Source organism: Acidovorax sp. SDU_ACID1, assembly GCF_045291395.1.
In the GTDB taxonomy this organism is placed as follows: Bacteria; Pseudomonadota; Gammaproteobacteria; order Burkholderiales; family Burkholderiaceae_C; genus MR-S7.
Genome location: NZ_CP152342.1, coordinates 1564341 through 1580426, shown reverse-complemented (window position 1 = coordinate 1580426; position 16086 = coordinate 1564341). Strand labels below are relative to the sequence as shown.

Below are 16086 nucleotides of genomic sequence, written 5' to 3'. Positions count from 1 at the left end.
TTCTCACAACAAAGGAGACAACCATGGACAAAAGAACCTGCCTGGCGCTGCTCGCCGCCTTCGCCTTTGCACCTGCCGTGCACGCCCAGACCGACTGGCCGAGCAAGCCTGTGCGGATCCTCGTGCCCACGCCGCCCGGCAATGCGCTGGACATTTCGGCCCGCATCCTGGCCGATGGGCTGACCCAGCAGTGGAAGCAATCGGTCTTCGTGGAAAACAAGGGCGGCGGCGCGGGCATTCCCGCCATGGCGGCCGGCAAGGCCGCGGCCCCCGATGGCTACACCATCGTCTTCGGGCCGTCGTCCACCGTCGGCATCAACCCGGGCCTGTTTCCCAAACTGCCCTACGACCCCGTCAAGGACTTCGATACGGTGACCGGCGTCTACCTCGGGCCGATCATGCTGGTGGCCAACAACAAATCGCCCTACCGCTCGCTGGAAGACGTGGTCGCCGCCGCGCGCAGCAAGCCGGGGCAGGTTTCGGTCGCCCACGGCGGACCTATCGGCACCACGCAGCACCTGTCGATGGAATTGTTCCGGCACCGCGCCGGACTGGATCTGGTCGGCGTTCCCTACCAGGGCAGCGCACCAGCCATGCAGGATCTGATCGGCGGCCAGGTCGAGCTGCTGTTCGACAGCGTCGCATCCGCCCTGCCCCACATCGCGGCAGGCACCGTGCGCCCGATCGCGGTTGCGACGCGCGAACGCATGCCCCAGTTGCCGAAGGTGCCCACCATCGCCGAACTCGGCTATCCGGATTTCGAGGCTGTGAGCTGGGGCGGGCTGATGGTTCCCAAGGGCACTCCGCCCGCCGTGGTCGAGCGCATCGGCGCGGATGTCGCCCGCATCGTCAACACGCCGCAGGTGCGCGACCAGATGCTCGCGCGCGGGCTGCTGCCGGACCCGCGCAGCGCCAAGGACTGGAGCGCTTTCATCGATGCGGAAATCAAGAAATGGGGCGGGCTGATCCAGGCCGCCCACATCAGGCCCCAATGAGCACGCGCATGCATTCCTTCCTGTACGTGCCCGCCACCCGGCCCGACCGCTTCTCCAAGGCCGTGGACACGGGCGCCCATGCCGTCATCGTGGATCTGGAGGATGCCGTCAACGCGGACGACAAGGACCGGGCCCGCGCGCATCTCGCGGCGCAGGCAGGGGCCCTCAAGGCCGCATGCGATGCGCGGGGCACGCAATTGCTGGTGCGCATCAACGCCAGGACCACTCCCTGGCACGATGAAGATGTGCGCCTCTGCGCCACGCTGGGCCTGCACGGCATCGTCGTGCCCAAGCCGGACTGCGCGCAGGCCTTGGGCATCCTGGCCGATGCCCTGCCCGGCAAGGACCTCTACCTGCTCGTGGAAACCTTGCGGGGCTTCTCGCGCATCGACACCATCGCGGCCGCACCGGCCGTGCGGTGCATGATGTTCGGCACGGTCGATCTGATGCTGGACATGGGCATCACCGACGCCGACGTGCCGCTGCACCACTTCCGCTCGCTCATCCTCATGCACTCCCGGCTCGCCGGCCTGGAGCTCCCCGTCGACGGGGTGTGCACGGCGCTGGACGACGGCGAGGCGCTGCAGGGCGAAATCCGCCGGGCCCAGCGCTTCGGCTTCGGCGCCAAGCTCTGCGTGCATCCGTCGCAGGTCGGCCCCATCAATGCGCTCTTCGCGCCTTCCGCCGAAGACCTCGCCTGGGCACGGCGCGTGGTCGATGGCGCGGCGCACGCGGGCGGCGCAGCCATTAAAGTCGATGGACAGCTGGTGGACGCCCCCGTCCTGGAGCAGGCGCGCCAGTTGCTCGCCCGCGCCCGTTGACCCGCGCGCCGCCCCGGCCGGGCGCGCGCTTTTGCCAATCCCATGGACCTCCAGCACATCCGCGCCTTCGTCGCCATCGCCCGGGAGGGCAACCTGACCCGGGCGGCGCAGTGCCTGCACCTGACGCAGCCCGCCGTCAGCCTCCAGATCAAGGGGCTGGAAGAAAGCCTGAAGGTCGCGCTGTTCGACCGCACCTCGCGCGGCCTGAAGATCAGTGCGAGCGGCGCCGTCCTGCTGCCGCTGGCCGAGAAGATCCTGGCGTCCATCGGCGAATTCGAGGGACGCGCCGGACACATGCAGAGCGACGTCTCCGGCCGGCTGACGATGGGCACCGTCCTCACACCCGAGACCATCCGCCTCGGACAGGCGCTGCAACACCTCGTCGAGCGCTACCCGCGCGTGCAGACCGTGCTGCGCCACGGCATGTCCGGCTGGGTGCTGAGCCAGGTGCGCAGCGGCGCGCTGGACGCAGGCTACTACCTCGGCCCGCGCAACGACGAGGTGGATGCGGACGACATCCTCGCCCTGCGGCTGACCTCCTTCACCTACTACGTCATGGCCCCCAAGGGCTGGCGCGAGCGCGTCAAGGGCAAGGGCTGGGCGGAGATCGCGGCGCTGCCGTGGATCTGGACGCCGCCCCACTCCACGCACCACCGCATGCTGGTGCGCAAGTTCTCGCAGGCGGGCGTCAAGCCGCACATCGTGGCGGAAGTCGATCTGGAAGCGTCGATGCTCGGCCTCGTCAAGTCCGGCGTGGGCCTCACGCTGGCACGGGACTCGGTGGCGCTGAAAACCGCGCAGACGGAAGGCACGGTAGTGGTCCGCAAGCTCACCACCTCGGCCGACCTGTCGTTCATCACCCAGGCCCACCGCGCCGAGGACGGCCCGGTGAAGGCCGCCTTCGCGGCCGTGCGCTCCGCGTTCGCCTAGGGCGCCGTCCTCCTCCCGTTCCTCCTGCCCTGCGGCCACCCGGCCAGCGTTCGCATGCCCGTGGCGACAGCCATCGCACCAGGCTGGTTCTCCGTGCACCGTGTCGGTGAAAACCATTAGCTCGTTGCATTGACCTGAAAAGTCACAAGTGTCTACACTTAATTAGACACTGATATCCATCAATCAGATGAGGCTTTTGCAGGAACAGCGCAATGCACCTTGCAAAGGACATTTTCCTTGCAAATCAGCCACTTGCATGCGCCATAGCAGTAACAGACCAGCCAGACTGCCTGTACCTGGCACGCTTCTTGGTAGTGGATAGAAGTGACTGCACAACTGTCTTCACTTGGTGAAGGCAGCCCTTTGTTCAACGACCCGGAGATTCCTCGCATGACGATCCAGCGCATCAAGACCAACAACCGCATGAGCCAGGCCGTGGTGGCCAACGGCTTCGTCTTCCTGGCGGGCCAGGTGGCCGACGACACCTCGGCCAGCGTGGCCGGCCAGACGAAGCAGATCCTGGACAAGATCGACGCGCTGCTGGCTGAGACCGGCTGCGACAAGACCAAGATCGTGCAGGCCACCATCTGGCTCGCCGACCACAAGACCTTCGCCGAGATGAACGAGGTGTGGGACGCCTGGGTGCCCGCAGGCCATGCGCCGGCGCGCGCCTGCGTGGAATCGGCCCTCGCCTTCCCGCCCTACACGGTGGAAATCGGCGTGGTGGCCGCCCTCTGACGCACGGCCGCAAGGAAACCCTTTCCATGCACACCGTCGTTCTGGGAGCCGGCGTCGCGGGCATCACCACCGCCTGGTATCTGGCCGCACAGGGCCGCCAGGTGACGGTGATCGACCGGCAGCCGCTGGCGGCCTCCGAGACCAGCTATGCCAACGCCGGCATGGTCGCGCCGGGCCACTCGTACACCTGGGCGTCGCCGCGCGCGCCCGGCATCCTGTGGCGCTCGCTGCGCGACAGCAGCCAGGCGCTGCGCCTGAAGCTCAACGCCGACCCGCACATGTGGGTCTGGCTGTGGAAATTCCTGCAGAACTGCACGGCCGAGCGTTCGCGCATCAACACCAGCCGCAAGCTGGTGCTGTGCCGCTATTCGCAGGAGCGGCTGCAGGCGCTGACGGCCGCTCAGGGCCTGGAGTACGAGCGCATCAGCCAGGGCGCGCTCTACATGTACCGCGACGCCGCCTCGTTCCAGCGCGGCCAGGCCAACATGCGCATTCTCTCGGACGGCGGCATGCGCCTGGACGTGCTGAACACAGATGGCGTGGTCGCCCGCGAGCCCGCGCTGGCCGCGGCCCGCGAGCACATCGCCGGCGCCATCTACTGCCCCAGCGACGAGAGCGGCGACGCGCGCATGTTCACCCGCGCGCTGGCCGAGCGCTGTCGCGCGGCGGGCGTGCGCTTCCTCATGGATACGTCCATCGACCGCATCGAGGCGCAGGGCGACCGCATCGCGGCCGTGCACACCAGCGCGGGGCCGGTCACGGCGGACGAATATGTGCTGTCGCTGGGCAGCTACTCGCCCATCCTGGCGCGGCCGCTGGGCTACAGCCTGCCGATCTATCCGGTCAAGGGCTACTCGGTCACCTTCCCCATCGGCGCGGGGCACCTGCCGCCCACGCTCGCGGGCGTGGACGAGAACAACCTCGTGGCCTGGGCGCGCTTCGGCGATCGGCTGCGCTTCACGGCCACGGCCGAGTTCAGCGGCTATGACACGCGCCATACCCCGCGCGACTTCGAGCCCATGCTGCGTGCGGCGCGCCAGTTATTTCCCAACGGCGCGGACTGGAGCCAGCCGGACTACTGGGCCGGCCTGCGCCCCATGACGCCGGAGAACACGCCCATCCTGGGCGCGAGCCGACACCGCAACCTGTTCCTGAACACCGGCCACGGCCACATGGGCTGGACCATGGCCTGCGGCACCGCGCAGATCGTGGCCGACCTGATGGACGGCCGCAAGCCGGCCATCGACATCACCGGAATGACCCTCGCATGAACGACACCGCCACCCCCAAGAGCACCTGCACGGTGCTGCCTTTCACCATGGACGAGGGCGTAATGGCCCGCGCCGCCATCGGCCTGGTGGTGCTGGCCACCGACCAGACGCTGGAGCACGAGTGGCGCCAGATCATCGACCTGCCCGGCGTGGCCTTCTTCGAGTCGCGCATGTACAACTCGCCCGACATTTCGCCGGCCACGCTGGCCGCGATGGAGAAGGACATCACCGCCGCCGTGGAGCTGATCGTGCCCGACGTGCCGCTGCAGGTGGTGGCCTTCGGCTGCACCTCGGGCTCCATCGTGATCGGCGAGGAGCAGGTGGCCCAGCGCATCCGCAATGCGCGCCCCGGCGTGGCCGTCACCACGCCCATCACCGGCGCCGTGGCAGGCCTCAAGGCGCTGGGGGCCCGGCGCGTGGCGCTCATCACGCCCTACGTGCAGAGCGTGAACCAGCTCTTCGAGCGGCACCTGCAGGGCTGCGGGCTGGAAGTGAGCCGCATCGGCACCTTCAACCACGGCAACGACAACGAGGTGGCGCGCATCGACGCCGCCTCGCTGCGCGCGGCCATCCTGGCCACCGGCGGGCACGGCGACGTGGATGCCGTCTTCGTCTCGTGCACCAGCCTGCGCATGGCCGCGCTGATCCACAGCGTGGAGCAGGAACTGGGCAAGCCCGTCGTCGCCAGCAACTCCGCCATGGCCTGGCACGCGCTGCGGCTGGCCGGCGTGCGCGATGCGCTGCCGCAGTTCGGCCGCCTGTTCGACATCTGAGTTCCCCATCGCCCCACGGCATTCCCTTCCCTCACCACAGGAGTTCACCATGCGTTCCTCTCGCGTTCCCGGATTCCGCCGCGCCCGCATCGCGGCCGCGGCTTCGCTGCTCACCCTGGCCGGCACCGCCGCCTGGGCGCAGGACAGTGTCAACATCGGCGCCGTGCTGTCGCTCACCGGCGCCAACGCCACGGTGGGCGAAGACGTGCGCCGCGGCATCATGCTGGGTGTGGAGCACGTCAACGCCAAGGGCGGCGTGCTCGGCAAGAAGTTCAACATCATCATCGAGGACTCGGGTGGCAACCCCACCACGGCGCTGAACGCCGCGCGCAAGCTGGCCACCGTGGACAAGGTGCCGGTGGTGATGGGCGAATACTCCTCCGGCATCACCCTGCCCATGGCGCAGTACCTGGTCAAGGAAGGCGTGACACACCTGAACATCGCCAGCAGCAGCACCAAGATCCGCCAGCTCGGCGCCACCTCGTTCAGTCTGGTGGGCCTGGAGAACTTCGGCAACCAGTTCTCGGCCAAGGACACCTGGGATCAGGGCTACCGCAAGGTGGCCGTGATCGCGCCCAACAACGCCTACGGCCAGGGCGTGCTCGAAGGCTACAAGGCCGAGTTCGAGAAGCTCGGCGGCAAGGTGGTGACCGAGGTGCTCTACACCGCCGGCCAGTCCACCTACCGGCGCGAGCTGCAGCAGATGTCGCGCAGCAACCCCGACGCCTATGTCTACACCGCCTACGGCCAGGAGTCAGCCGTCATCAACCGCGAGGCCGAGGAACTGGGCCTGCGCAAGACGCCCTGGTACGCCATCCTCATGAGCATGAGCCTGTCGGACACGCCGCCCGCCATCGCCAACGGCCAGATCGGCATGGAGCTGGGCTCGGTGCAGGGTGCGGCGGGCAAGGCCTATGCCGATGCGTTCAAGGCCAAGTACACCGAGGGCTTCAAGACCTCCTACACCGGCTACGGCTACGACGGCGTGCTGCTCACCGCCGCCGCCATCGAGAAGGCCAAGGCCACCACGCCCGCGGCCATCCAGGCCGCGCTCAAGGAGATCGGCGCGACGGGCTTTCCCGGCGTGACCGGCACGATCCGCTTCGACCAGGACCGCCAGCGCGTCGACCCGCCCTACGACAAGCTCAAGTTCGAAGGCGGCAAGCTCGCGCCGCGCTGACCCACGCCCTTTCGCGCAGGCCTGCACGGCCTGCGCTCCCCTTGCCCGAGATCCCCGATGCTTCAATTCCTCGTCGACACGGTATTGCGTGCCTCCGACCTGGCGCTCATCGCGCTGGGCCTGAGCATGCTCTACGGACTGGTGAAATTTCCCAACGTGGCGCACGTGCAGTACGCCATGTTCGGCGCCTATGTGAGCTACGCCCTGCAGTCCAGCGGCTTCCCGCTGGTCGGCGCACTGCTGGCCGGCAGCGTGGCGGCGGGGCTGCTCACGTTGGGGCTGCAGGTGCTGGTATTCCAGCGCCTGCTGCGCGGCGGGCCTGCCATCGCCATGATCGGCTCGCTGGCCGTGGCCATGCTGGTCATCGCCATCATGCAGGGGCTGGCCGGGTCGTTCCCACGCATGTTCAACCTGCCGCGCGTGGAGCCGCTGGTAATCGGCGGTGCGCGCATCGCGTGGACGCAGCTCTACCTGATGGGCACCACCATCGTGCTGCTGGCGCTCTTCATGCTGGTGCTGTTCCACACGCGGCTGGGGCGCGCCATGCGCGCGCTGTCGAGCAACCCCATGCTCGCCAACGCCTCGGGCCTCAACGCCGAGCGCATCACCTATTGCGTGAGCTTCGCCAGCGGCGCCATCGCCGGGCTGGGAGGCAGCATGCTCGCGCTTTCGACCGGTGCGCACATCAACCTGGGCAACGACCTGCTGCTGCCCGTGTTCGCGGCAGCCATCCTCGGCGGGCTGGGCAACCCCATCGGCGCGGTGTTCGGCGCGCTGCTGATCGCGCTGACCGAGACCGCCGTCACCAACCTCAACTTCGGCCCCCTGCTCGGGCGCGAGCTGGCCTTCATGCCCGTGGGCTACATCTCGGCCGGCTCCTTCCTGATCCTGCTGCTGGCGCTGCTCTTCAAGCCCTACGGGCTGTTCGACCGGGAGGTCCGCCGTGTTTGACTTCGCCGTCTCCACCGTCACCATCGCGGGCATCTACGCACTGATGGCCCTGGGCCTGAACCTGCAGGCGGGCTACGCGGGCCTGCTGAACTTCGGCCACATCGCCTTCGCGGGCCTGGGCGCCTACGCGGCGGGCATCGGCTTCGGCCTGGGCTGGGCGCCGCTGCCCAGCCTGGCGCTAGGCGTGGGCCTGGCCATGCTGCTGGGTGCCTTCATGGCGGGCCTGGGGCGCAAGCTGGCCTCCGACTACTGGGGCATCGCCACGCTGGCTATCGCCGAGATCCTGCGCACCATCGCCACCAACGAGGGCTGGCTCACCGGCGGCGCCAACGGCATCAGCGCCATTCCCGCGCTGTTCGACAGCCTGCCGCGCCCCTGGAACGCCGTGGCCTTCCTGGCGCTGGTGCTCGGCGTGCTGGCCGCCGCCGCGTGGCTGTGCGCGCGCCTGGGCAACGGCCGCTTCGGCCGCGCGCTGCGGCTGATGCGCGAGGAGCCGCAGTTCGCCACCTGCCTGGGCTACAACCTGCGCACGCTCAAGACCCGCGCCATCATGGCCAGCGCTGCCGTCACCGCGCTGGGTGGTTTTCTCTACGCGCACTACATGAGCTTCGCGGGGCCCGAGTACATGCTGGCCTCCGAGACCTTCCTGCTGTGGACCATGGTGATGATCGGCGGCCTGGGCAACACGCTGGGCGTGCTGGTGGGCGTGGTCACCGTGCAGGCCGCGCACGTGCTCGTGCCCTTCGCCAAGGACTGGATCGGCTTCGACTCCGACGTGGCTGGCGCGCTGCGCCTGGGCCTGATCGGCGCCATCCTGCTGGCCTGCCTGCTGTGGCGTAGCGAGGGCCTGGTTCCTGAAAAACTGCGGAAGATCCCATGACCCCCTGCTTCGCGTTCACGACGTCGCCAAGGCCTTTGGCGGCAACCAGGTGCTCCACGGCGTGGAGTTCGACATCGCCCCCGGCGAGATCGTCGGCCTGCTGGGGCCCAACGGCTCGGGTAAGAGCACGCTGCTCAACACCATCACCGGCTTCGAAGCCATCGACCGCGGCCGCATCGAGTTCGAGGGCCGGCGCATCGACCAGGTGCCCGCGCACCGCATCGTGGCCGCCGGCGTGGGCCGCACGTTCCAGCTGCCCTCCATGCCGCGCCGGATGTCCGTCATGGAAGTGGCCATGGCCGCCGCCACGTCGCACCACGGCGTATGGGGCACGCTGCTGGGCACCACGGGCAGCCGGCAGGCGGAGGCCGCCGCGCACGCCAAGGCCACGGCGCTGCTGGAGCAGTTGCTGCTCACCCGCGTGCGCGACCTGCCTGCCTCGGCGCTCTCGGGCGGGCAGAAGAAGCTGCTGGGCATCGTCTGCGCGCTGATGGGCGACCCGCGCCTGCTGATGCTCGACGAGCCCACGGCCGGCGTGCACCCCAACCTGCGCCGCGACATCGTGGCCGCGCTGCAGCGCCTGAACGCGCAGGGCATGACGCTGGTGATCGTGGAGCACGACATGCACTTCATCCGCGAAGTGTGCACGCGCTGCATCGTGCTGGACCGCGGCCGCATCGTGGCCAGCTGCCGGCCCGACGAGCTGGCGTCGAACGAACACGTGGTGCAAGCCTACCTGGGCAGCGTGGAACCGAAGGCCGTGGAGGAGACCGCCTGATGATCAAGATCGACAACATCGTCGCGGGCTACACGCCCGAGGTGGACATCCTCAAGGGCATCTCGCTGCACGTGGACAAGGCCGAGATCGTCACCCTGCTCGGCCCCAACGGCTGCGGCAAGAGCACGCTGCTCAAGACCATCGCCGGCGTGCTGCTGCCGCGCAGCGGCACCGTCACGCTGGAGGGGCAGGACCGCTCGCAGATGCCCGTCCACCGCAAGATCCGCCACTGCAGCCTGGGCTTCGTGCCGCAGACCGAGAACGTGTTCGCCAACCTCACCGTGCGCGAGAACATGCAGGTGGGCGGGCACTACATGCCGCCGCAGGCCTGCCAGCAGCGCATGGTGCAACTGTGCGACCTGTACCCCGTGCTGGGCCGCAAGATCAACGCCCCCGCCGCCTCGCTCTCGGGCGGCGAGCGGCAGATCCTGGCGCTGGCGCGCGCGCTCATGCCCAGCCCCAGCCTGCTGCTGCTGGACGAACCCTCGGCCGGTCTCTCGCCCAAGGTGCTGCAGGAAGTGTTCGCCGCCATCGTGGAGGTGCGCGACAAGGAGCGCGTGTCCATCCTCATGGTGGAGCAGAACGCCATGGAGGCCATGCGCATGTCCGACCGTGCCTACATCCTCTCGATGGGCACCGTGGCGCTCACCGGCACCACGCGCGAGCTGCTGCACGACCCGCAGGTGCGCGAGCTGTACATGGGCGGCCGGGCCGCCTGATCTATAGGCTCAGTAAATGCTTTGCAGGGTCCGCACGATCTACATTTAGCCCTGCTCAATTTCAGTCGCCCAGCCTGATTTGAACCCCTCGGTTTTCGCGGAGGCTCAACACTCTGAGAGTATTAAGCCATGAGCAAGTTGAATCGCCCCGGGTGAATCCTCCCTGGTTTCCTAGACACCTCTGAGCCTCAAACCTGAGACCCAATAGGAGGTGCCATGACAGCAAAGCGACCCTACCCGGAAGAATTCAAGATCGAGGCAGTAGAACAGATCACGGAGCGAGACCACCGGGTGGCTGCTGTGTCTGCTCGGATCGGCGTGAGCCAGCACAGCCTGTACAAATAGATCACAGCCTATTCGGTGCCGAAGGCCGAGCAGCGGGCTCAGGTTTCGCGAACAGAATAACTGCGGCGCCTGAAGGCCGAACTGCGCCGCGTGACCGAAGAGCGCATGCTCGGGGAATGCCAGCCAAGCCCCAGCCTCCTTCTCGATTGCCCGATCCGGGCGATTTGCGCGCTGTGCTCGCGTACTGGGTACGCCTCAAGCGGACGGACAAGGACTGGTAGCAAGAGCGCTTGGCGATGGAGTACGAGTTGGACAGGACTTACGTGTCTGCGGTGGAGCGATCACGCTGGAATGTGTCTCTGTCGAATATCGAGCGCTTCGCGCAGGCTCTCGATGTGGAGGCGTGGACGCTGTTGAAGCCTCCTACCCGTTCACCGGAGTAGGAAACCGATGCAAGTTGGCTGCCCTTTGCGTCGCATCCATCCCAGCCCCATTACCATAAGGACAGCCGAGATCCCGATCAGGCCCCATTGGCTCAAAGTGGGAATTGGCGCCGCGCCAGGAGGCGCACCTGCCTCAATCAGAACCGTGGGAGGCACGCTTGCAAAAGTCCGCACGAGCGTTGCCGAAGGGCCAAGCGCAATTACTGCAGTACCTCCCGACGGCAATAGTCGCACGGGTAGCGCTGCAGTTCCCTGAATGGTCAACATTCCGAGAACGGTGATATTGATGCCTTCGGGTATGACGAAGGTGCGGCCCGTATTGCTGCTCAGCGTAAGGTCTCGCAACCGCAGGCTGCCGGCGACACGGCTGCTGTTGGCCGCATTGCACCCGTCCCGGAGCACCACGCTGACAGCATCCAGGTCGAGAGAGCCATTCGTCACCAAGTCCCCACCCACTGAAATCAAGCCATTTCCGGTGACGCTTGCGCTACTGGCAAACGTTGCATTGGCATCCAGGGCTAAAGACCCTCCACTTAAGTCCAATTCACCCTCCACTGTGAGCTCAGTGCAGGAAAGATCGAGTACGCCTGCAGTTGCACCTTCATCGATGCCACGGGTGGAACGTGCCATTGCGCTGACGCGTGAGCACACAGCAGCAACGCGCTTGTCAGACCGATGACCAGAAGGCCCAGCATTGCTCTCATCGAAATTCTCCTGGGCCTGCTTAGGCAACAGCCGCGAAATAACACAACTTGAAGCTGTAAGATTTGACGATTGTCTACTATCCTCACAATTCCTCTCAATCGGTCAAACCCTTTTCCCCACAGAACCATGAAGCACCTGCTTTCCTTCGTCGCTGCTCTGTTGGCGGGCTCCGCATGCGCGGCAGATATTTCCATCACCCCTCCCCCGGGGGAGGGGGTCGTTATTAATTCCGCGCCCAACACACCTGTGCTGCGTGTCTCAGGGGATGGGGTGCGTATCCCAGAGTTGCCGGCAGCATCGCCGACCTTCTCGAGCGTGGTCTGCCACGATGGCACTGGTGTCTTGGGCCGCTGTGCGCCTTCAGCTCTCGCTGGTCCTCAAGGGCCACAGGGCGAGAAAGGCGATACCGGCGCAGTGGGCCCCGCAGGCCCACAGGGCCCGATCGGTCCTGCTGGCGCAGCGGGCGCCCCGGGAACGCCCGGTATGCCAGGTGCTACGGGGCTTACAGGGCCTGCAGGCTTGGCTTGGCGTGGCCAGTGGTCTGCCGCGGCCGCCTATGCCCCTGGTGACGCTGTCGAATATGGCGGTTCTTCCTATATTGCCGTGGCCAATGCAAGTGGCACCAGCGCATCTCCGATCAATTCCGCTAACTGGTCTCTACTTGCTGCACGCGGTGCTGCCACCGGAAATGCCTTGGTGGAATTGTCTCCTGCCGCCACCCAGTCGAGTGCACTTCTGCCCCTGGTCAGCATCGCCTCGCTCCAAGGGATCGGCTCTGGAAACGATGCACTGATCAATATTGGGTACAACGCTGGAGCAGGCACCGTGATGCGCCTGTCGGACGATGGCGCATTCACTGTGGGGGGCGACATAGCCAATGGCCAAGTGCCAGCCACGGGTGCTGGCGCTCGAATGATGTGGTATCCCGGCAAATATGCCTTTCGCGCAGGCAGCGTCGGCAGTTTTGGTAGCACCTACTGGGACGAAAATAACATTGGCTCGGGCTCTGTTGCTTTTGGAGAAAACTCCCGGGCGTCAGGGAACAATAGTTTCGCAGCAGGATTGGCCACAACGGCATCGGGCAGCGAGTCCGTTGCGTGGGGCAACAATGGCACGGCAAGCGCAGCTCGAGCCTTCGCCTTCAATGGCACAGCAAGCGGAGTGGGAGCCATTGCGTTAGGTTCTGGAGCCCAAGCTACCAACGATGATGCATTAGCTCTCGGGCCCAGCTCGATTGCGTCAGGCTTGGCCTCCGTTGTTTTAGGGCCTTCTGTTGCATCGGGCAGCTTTGGCGTTGCAATAGGGCTTCAAAACCAAGCATACGGTAATTTCGCATTTGCTATCGGCAAAAATGCTTGGGCGCATCACCAAGGCAGCGTGGTGATCGGAGATGGCTGTGCAGGCTTTTCGTCCGATGCCGTACGCTCCACGGCCAATAACCAGTTTGTAGCTCGCGGATGCGGTGGAATCAAACTGTATACGTCTCAGAACATGACTTCTGGCGTAGAGGTGGCAGCAGGTGGCGGCTCGTGGAGCAGCATCAGTGACAAGGCGAAGAAGGAAAATTTTGCCGACGTGGATCCTGTGGCAGTGCTTGAACAGGTGGTTGCCCTTCCCATTCAGACCTGGAATTACAAAACTCAAGATCCAGCGATTCGCCACATAGGTCCAACGGCGCAGGACTTCCGTGCTGCCTTTGGCCTTGGGGAAAACGACACCACGATCAATACCATCGATGCAGATGGAGCGGCACTGGCTGCGATTCAGGGGCTTCACACACTCTTAAAGCAGCAGCAGGAGACGATTGAATTGCTGAGACTTGAGATTGAACGGCTGAAGGGCGCGCGGTAGATAGCCAGTCCCTCATTCTCGGGCGTGGCGCTATTTACCATAGCAGCGCATCCATCTAATCTCTAACAGTTGCCGCACAGATCTGAAAGCATAGTCTCCAATATGGCAGGATTAACGGCGGGGGCTGCAACCTAGTTTGCGTTGACCAGTCCCGTGCCCCATTCAGGGTAGTGACTGACCCTGTTCCAGGTTTCCGTACCGTTCAGTAACAGAACGACCGGCATGATGAAAGCCCGAATCGGGCCAGGAGTATGTCGTGAAGAAGAGCAAGTTCACTGAGGATCAGATTGCCTTTGCGCTCAAGCAGGCGGAGCTGGGCACCAGCGTCGAGGAGGAGTACTGCGCCATCACTCGGGCGATGAGTTGGCCAACAGTCTCTCTGGTCATGGCTGCACCTCGGACAGGCTGAGCTGGCGCGGGTCTGCCCGCCGCCGGCGCAACGGCGACATGACGGCTGGCGCGCGGCGCGCCGGCGCGAAGAGATAGCCCAGCAGGCCCGCGCACCCTAGGGCGTGTCATCAGACTCTGATGTTGCTCCGTTATCAGGAGCATGAACCGCAGATACGCCCTGACAGATAAGCAGTGGTTGCAAATCCAAGACCTGTTGCCCGGCAGGGCCGGGCACGTTGGAGCGCCTGCCAAAGACAACCGCCTGTTCGTCGATGCGGTGCTCTACCGCTATCGCGCGGGCATTGCCTGGCGCGATCCTGCCCGAGCGATTCGGGACTTCCGCGTGGTGCACCTGCGCCATATGCGCTGGAGCCGGCGCGGTGTGTGGCAACGCCTGTTTGAAGTATTGGCCCAGAACGCCGACAACGAATACGCCATGATCGACGCGACCATCGTGCGAGCCCACCAGCACAGCGCAGGCGGCAAAGGGGGGCCTCAGCGCAAGCCATCGGACGCAGCCGGGGAGGCTTGAGCACGAAGATCCACGCCACAGTGGATGCGCTGGGCAATCCCACGGGCTTTGTGCTTACGGCGGGCCAGGCATCGGACCTGGAGGGTGCCGATGTCCTGCTCAAGGACATTGATGCGCAGATGGTCATCGCCGACAAAGCCTATGACGCGCAGCAAAGAGTGGTTGAGCCCCTATTGCAAGCAGGCAAGGCCGTGGTCATTCCCAGCATTCGCACACGCACCGTGCAGCGCGAATACGAGCGGCATCTATACAAGGCAAGGCGCGTCACCTGATCGAGAACTTCTTTGCTCGCCTGAAGCAGTACCCCCCGACAAAAACGACACACGAAGCCCGGGGGCGAGGCGGGGCTGCGGTGGCGCGCTGCGGGGTTGCGTGGTTGTACGCCTGGGGCGAGCCTGCAGGCCCGCCAGCAGGGGGCGGCGCGGCAGCGCATAGGGTGGGCCTCGCTGTGCGGGCGTTCTGGTGCGTTCTAGAGGGGGTGCCGTTTTCGCACCGACACGCTGGTATGCCATCGACCGCAGCACTGCATGTCAGCCGCAGGGCGGCGGGTATAGGTGGGCGCAGCCCCTGCAATGCTGGCGGAGTGGTTCAGCGCTGGCTGGCGCGCAGTTCGTCCAAGTAGTCGGCCCATCGCTGCATCATCTTTTACGGTGGGCCATGTACTGTGTGCGGTTGTAGGCGCGGCCGTTGGCATCCTTGACGGCGTGGGCCAGTTGGGCCTCGATTACCAAGGGGTCCACGTCCAAGCGCTCCGCGAGCATGGTGCGGGCTGTGGCCCGGAAGCCGTGCCATGTGTGCACATCGGGCGTGTAGCCCATGGAGATCAATGCGGTAAGCACTGAGTTTTCAGAGATGGAGCGGTCGTGGTTGCGCTCGCCTGGGAACACCATGGCGCCCCGGCCGGTCAACGGGTGCAGTTCCTGCAAGACGGCCACGGCTTGCTTGGGCAAAGGCACCAGATGTGGCTCGCCATGCTCCTTGCCATCCTTGCCGCGCTTCATGCGAGCGGCGGGGATCGTCCAAAGCGCGGCATCCAAATTGATTTCGGCCCAGGTGGCGGCGCGCAATTCGCCCGGCCGCTGGAACAGAAGGGGGGCAAGCTGCAATGCAGCGCGCACGACAGGCCCGCCCCGGTACGCCTGTATGGCGCGCAACAGCTCCCCCAGCTTGGCCGGGTCGGTGATGGCAGCGAAATGCCTCCCCCGGTATGGCGACAGCGCTCCCTTGAGGTCGCCAGTGATGTCCCGCCCTACCCGTCCTGTGGCCACGCCATAGCGCCACACCTGTCTGGCAAGCATCAAACCCCGGTCTGCTGTCTCTATCGCACCATGTTCTTCGATCTTTCGCAGGGTGGCCAACAGCTCTACGGGCTTGATATCGACCAGTCTGCGCTCGCCTATCCATGGAAACAGATCGCGTTCGAACTGGCGAAGTGCTCGCGCAGCATGGCCCTCGCTCCAAACCGGGCTCTGTTTGGCGTGCCATTCCAGCGCGACCACCTGAAAAGAGTCTCCCTCAGGGTTCGTCGCCTTGAGCTTTTCCACCTTGCGGACCTGCACCGGATCGACCCCGGTGGCCTTTTGGTGCTTGGCGGCATCCCTGGCCCGGCGGGCAGCCGTCAGGGAAACCGCTGGGTAGCTGCCTAGAGCGAACTGCTTTTCCTTGTTGTTGACCCGGTACTTGAGAAACCAGCGCTTGGAGCCGTTCGGGCTGACCTGCAGGTAGAGCCCGGCCGAATCACTGAATCGTGCTTGCTTGCTCTCGGGGGGACATACGGCGTTGCGGCACTCAAGGTCAGTCAGGGGTACAAAACGAAGGATGAAGGCAGCCGGTGGGGGTACAGA

The 16086-nt window shown here is 65.6% G+C and carries 16 protein-coding genes and 2 pseudogenes; 16 read left to right on the top strand and 2 right to left on the bottom strand.

From position 1 onward, the window contains the following. Window positions 1–23 precede the first annotated feature (23 nt). The 12 genes and pseudogenes from AAG689_RS07820 to AAG689_RS07765 all read left to right on the top strand — a co-directional run. Complete coding sequence (locus AAG689_RS07820; protein WP_406625462.1) at window positions 24–995, top strand: Bug family tripartite tricarboxylate transporter substrate binding protein; 972 nt, start codon at window positions 24–26, stop codon at window positions 993–995. Then, window positions 992–1816 (top strand): HpcH/HpaI aldolase/citrate lyase family protein, encoded by an 825-nt coding sequence (locus AAG689_RS07815; RefSeq protein WP_406625461.1) that lies wholly within the window; start codon window positions 992–994, stop codon window positions 1814–1816. The genes AAG689_RS07820 and AAG689_RS07815 overlap by 4 nt, the downstream gene beginning before the upstream one ends. Before the next feature lie 42 nt (window positions 1817–1858). Continuing rightward, the gene (locus tag AAG689_RS07810) at window positions 1859–2746 is read left to right on the top strand and encodes a LysR family transcriptional regulator (protein WP_406625460.1); all 888 of its coding nucleotides are present in this window, start codon (window positions 1859–1861) and stop codon (window positions 2744–2746) included. A gap of 390 nt (window positions 2747–3136) precedes the next feature. Continuing rightward, entirely contained in the window at window positions 3137–3484 is a 348-nt protein-coding gene (locus AAG689_RS07805) for a RidA family protein (RefSeq protein WP_024001189.1), read from the top strand. Window positions 3485–3510: 26 nt separating this feature from the next. Further along, window positions 3511–4755, top strand: a complete 1245-nt coding sequence (locus tag AAG689_RS07800; RefSeq protein WP_406625459.1) for a D-amino acid dehydrogenase — start codon at window positions 3511–3513, stop codon at window positions 4753–4755. Beyond that, window positions 4752–5528: an Asp/Glu racemase gene (locus tag AAG689_RS07795; protein WP_406625458.1), complete on the top strand. Its 777-nt coding sequence runs from the start codon at window positions 4752–4754 to the stop codon at window positions 5526–5528. Before AAG689_RS07800 ends, AAG689_RS07795 begins: the two co-directional genes overlap by 4 nt. A gap of 49 nt (window positions 5529–5577) precedes the next feature. Continuing rightward, window positions 5578–6708 (top strand): ABC transporter substrate-binding protein, encoded by a 1131-nt coding sequence (locus AAG689_RS07790; protein ID WP_406625457.1) that lies wholly within the window; start codon window positions 5578–5580, stop codon window positions 6706–6708. A 57-nt stretch (window positions 6709–6765) separates the two neighbouring features. Then, window positions 6766–7659 (top strand): branched-chain amino acid ABC transporter permease, encoded by an 894-nt coding sequence (locus AAG689_RS07785; protein WP_406625456.1) that lies wholly within the window; start codon window positions 6766–6768, stop codon window positions 7657–7659. After that, window positions 7652–8539 carry a branched-chain amino acid ABC transporter permease gene (locus tag AAG689_RS07780; RefSeq protein ID WP_406625455.1) on the top strand — a complete coding sequence of 296 codons (888 nt, stop codon included), beginning with the start codon at window positions 7652–7654 and terminating at the stop codon, window positions 8537–8539. The genes AAG689_RS07785 and AAG689_RS07780 overlap by 8 nt, the downstream gene beginning before the upstream one ends. Before the next feature lie 49 nt (window positions 8540–8588). Then, window positions 8589–9317 carry an ABC transporter ATP-binding protein gene (locus tag AAG689_RS07775; RefSeq protein WP_406625454.1) on the top strand — a complete coding sequence of 243 codons (729 nt, stop codon included), beginning with the start codon at window positions 8589–8591 and terminating at the stop codon, window positions 9315–9317. Beyond that, window positions 9317–10036, top strand: a complete 720-nt coding sequence (locus AAG689_RS07770) for an ABC transporter ATP-binding protein (RefSeq protein ID WP_406625453.1) — start codon at window positions 9317–9319, stop codon at window positions 10034–10036. The genes AAG689_RS07775 and AAG689_RS07770 overlap by 1 nt, the downstream gene beginning before the upstream one ends. Before the next feature lie 216 nt (window positions 10037–10252). Continuing rightward, window positions 10253–10438 (top strand): annotated as a pseudogene (locus AAG689_RS07765) (transposase); the annotation flags it as partial. Between the two features lie 314 nt (window positions 10439–10752). Here the strand turns inward: AAG689_RS07765 and AAG689_RS07760 are convergent. After that, window positions 10753–11394, bottom strand: coding sequence for an IPTL-CTERM sorting domain-containing protein (locus tag AAG689_RS07760; protein ID WP_406625452.1), 642 nt, complete (start codon window positions 11392–11394; stop codon window positions 10753–10755). Window positions 11395–12072: 678 nt separating this feature from the next. Between AAG689_RS07760 and AAG689_RS07755 the strand changes: the two genes are divergently transcribed. From AAG689_RS07755 to AAG689_RS07740, 4 genes are all read left to right on the top strand, one after another. After that, entirely contained in the window at window positions 12073–13320 is a 1248-nt protein-coding gene (locus tag AAG689_RS07755; protein ID WP_406625451.1) for a tail fiber domain-containing protein, read from the top strand. A gap of 256 nt (window positions 13321–13576) precedes the next feature. After that, window positions 13577–13729, top strand: a complete 153-nt coding sequence (locus AAG689_RS07750) for a hypothetical protein (RefSeq protein WP_406626409.1) — start codon at window positions 13577–13579, stop codon at window positions 13727–13729. 141 nt (window positions 13730–13870) lie between these two features. Further along, complete coding sequence (locus tag AAG689_RS07745) at window positions 13871–14242, top strand: transposase (protein WP_406625450.1); 372 nt, start codon at window positions 13871–13873, stop codon at window positions 14240–14242. Next, entirely contained in the window at window positions 14239–14514 is a 276-nt protein-coding gene (locus AAG689_RS07740) for a transposase (protein ID WP_406625449.1), read from the top strand. Before AAG689_RS07745 ends, AAG689_RS07740 begins: the two co-directional genes overlap by 4 nt. A 316-nt stretch (window positions 14515–14830) precedes the next feature. Here the strand turns inward: AAG689_RS07740 and AAG689_RS07735 are convergent. Further along, window positions 14831–16044: pseudogene (locus AAG689_RS07735) on the bottom strand (tyrosine-type recombinase/integrase). Between the last annotated feature and the right edge of the window lie 42 nt (window positions 16045–16086).

What these genes read in the sequence shown, in the direction of transcription:
- AAG689_RS07820 (WP_406625462.1), top strand. Translation starts at nt 24, where the DNA reads ATGGACAAAAGAACCTGCCTGGCGCTGCTCGCCGCCTTCGCCTTTGCA.
- AAG689_RS07815 (WP_406625461.1), top strand. Translation starts at nt 992, where the DNA reads ATGAGCACGCGCATGCATTCCTTCCTGTACGTGCCCGCCACCCGGCCC.
- AAG689_RS07810 (WP_406625460.1), top strand. Translation starts at nt 1,859, where the DNA reads ATGGACCTCCAGCACATCCGCGCCTTCGTCGCCATCGCCCGGGAGGGC.
- AAG689_RS07805 (WP_024001189.1), top strand. Translation starts at nt 3,137, where the DNA reads ATGACGATCCAGCGCATCAAGACCAACAACCGCATGAGCCAGGCCGTG.
- AAG689_RS07800 (WP_406625459.1), top strand. Translation starts at nt 3,511, where the DNA reads ATGCACACCGTCGTTCTGGGAGCCGGCGTCGCGGGCATCACCACCGCC.
- AAG689_RS07795 (WP_406625458.1), top strand. Translation starts at nt 4,752, where the DNA reads ATGAACGACACCGCCACCCCCAAGAGCACCTGCACGGTGCTGCCTTTC.
- AAG689_RS07790 (WP_406625457.1), top strand. Translation starts at nt 5,578, where the DNA reads ATGCGTTCCTCTCGCGTTCCCGGATTCCGCCGCGCCCGCATCGCGGCC.
- AAG689_RS07785 (WP_406625456.1), top strand. Translation starts at nt 6,766, where the DNA reads ATGCTTCAATTCCTCGTCGACACGGTATTGCGTGCCTCCGACCTGGCG.
- AAG689_RS07770 (WP_406625453.1), top strand. Translation starts at nt 9,317, where the DNA reads ATGATCAAGATCGACAACATCGTCGCGGGCTACACGCCCGAGGTGGAC.
- AAG689_RS07760 (WP_406625452.1), bottom strand. Translation starts at nt 11,394, where the DNA reads ATGGCACGTTCCACCCGTGGCATCGATGAAGGTGCAACTGCAGGCGTA.
- AAG689_RS07745 (WP_406625450.1), top strand. Translation starts at nt 13,871, where the DNA reads ATGAACCGCAGATACGCCCTGACAGATAAGCAGTGGTTGCAAATCCAA.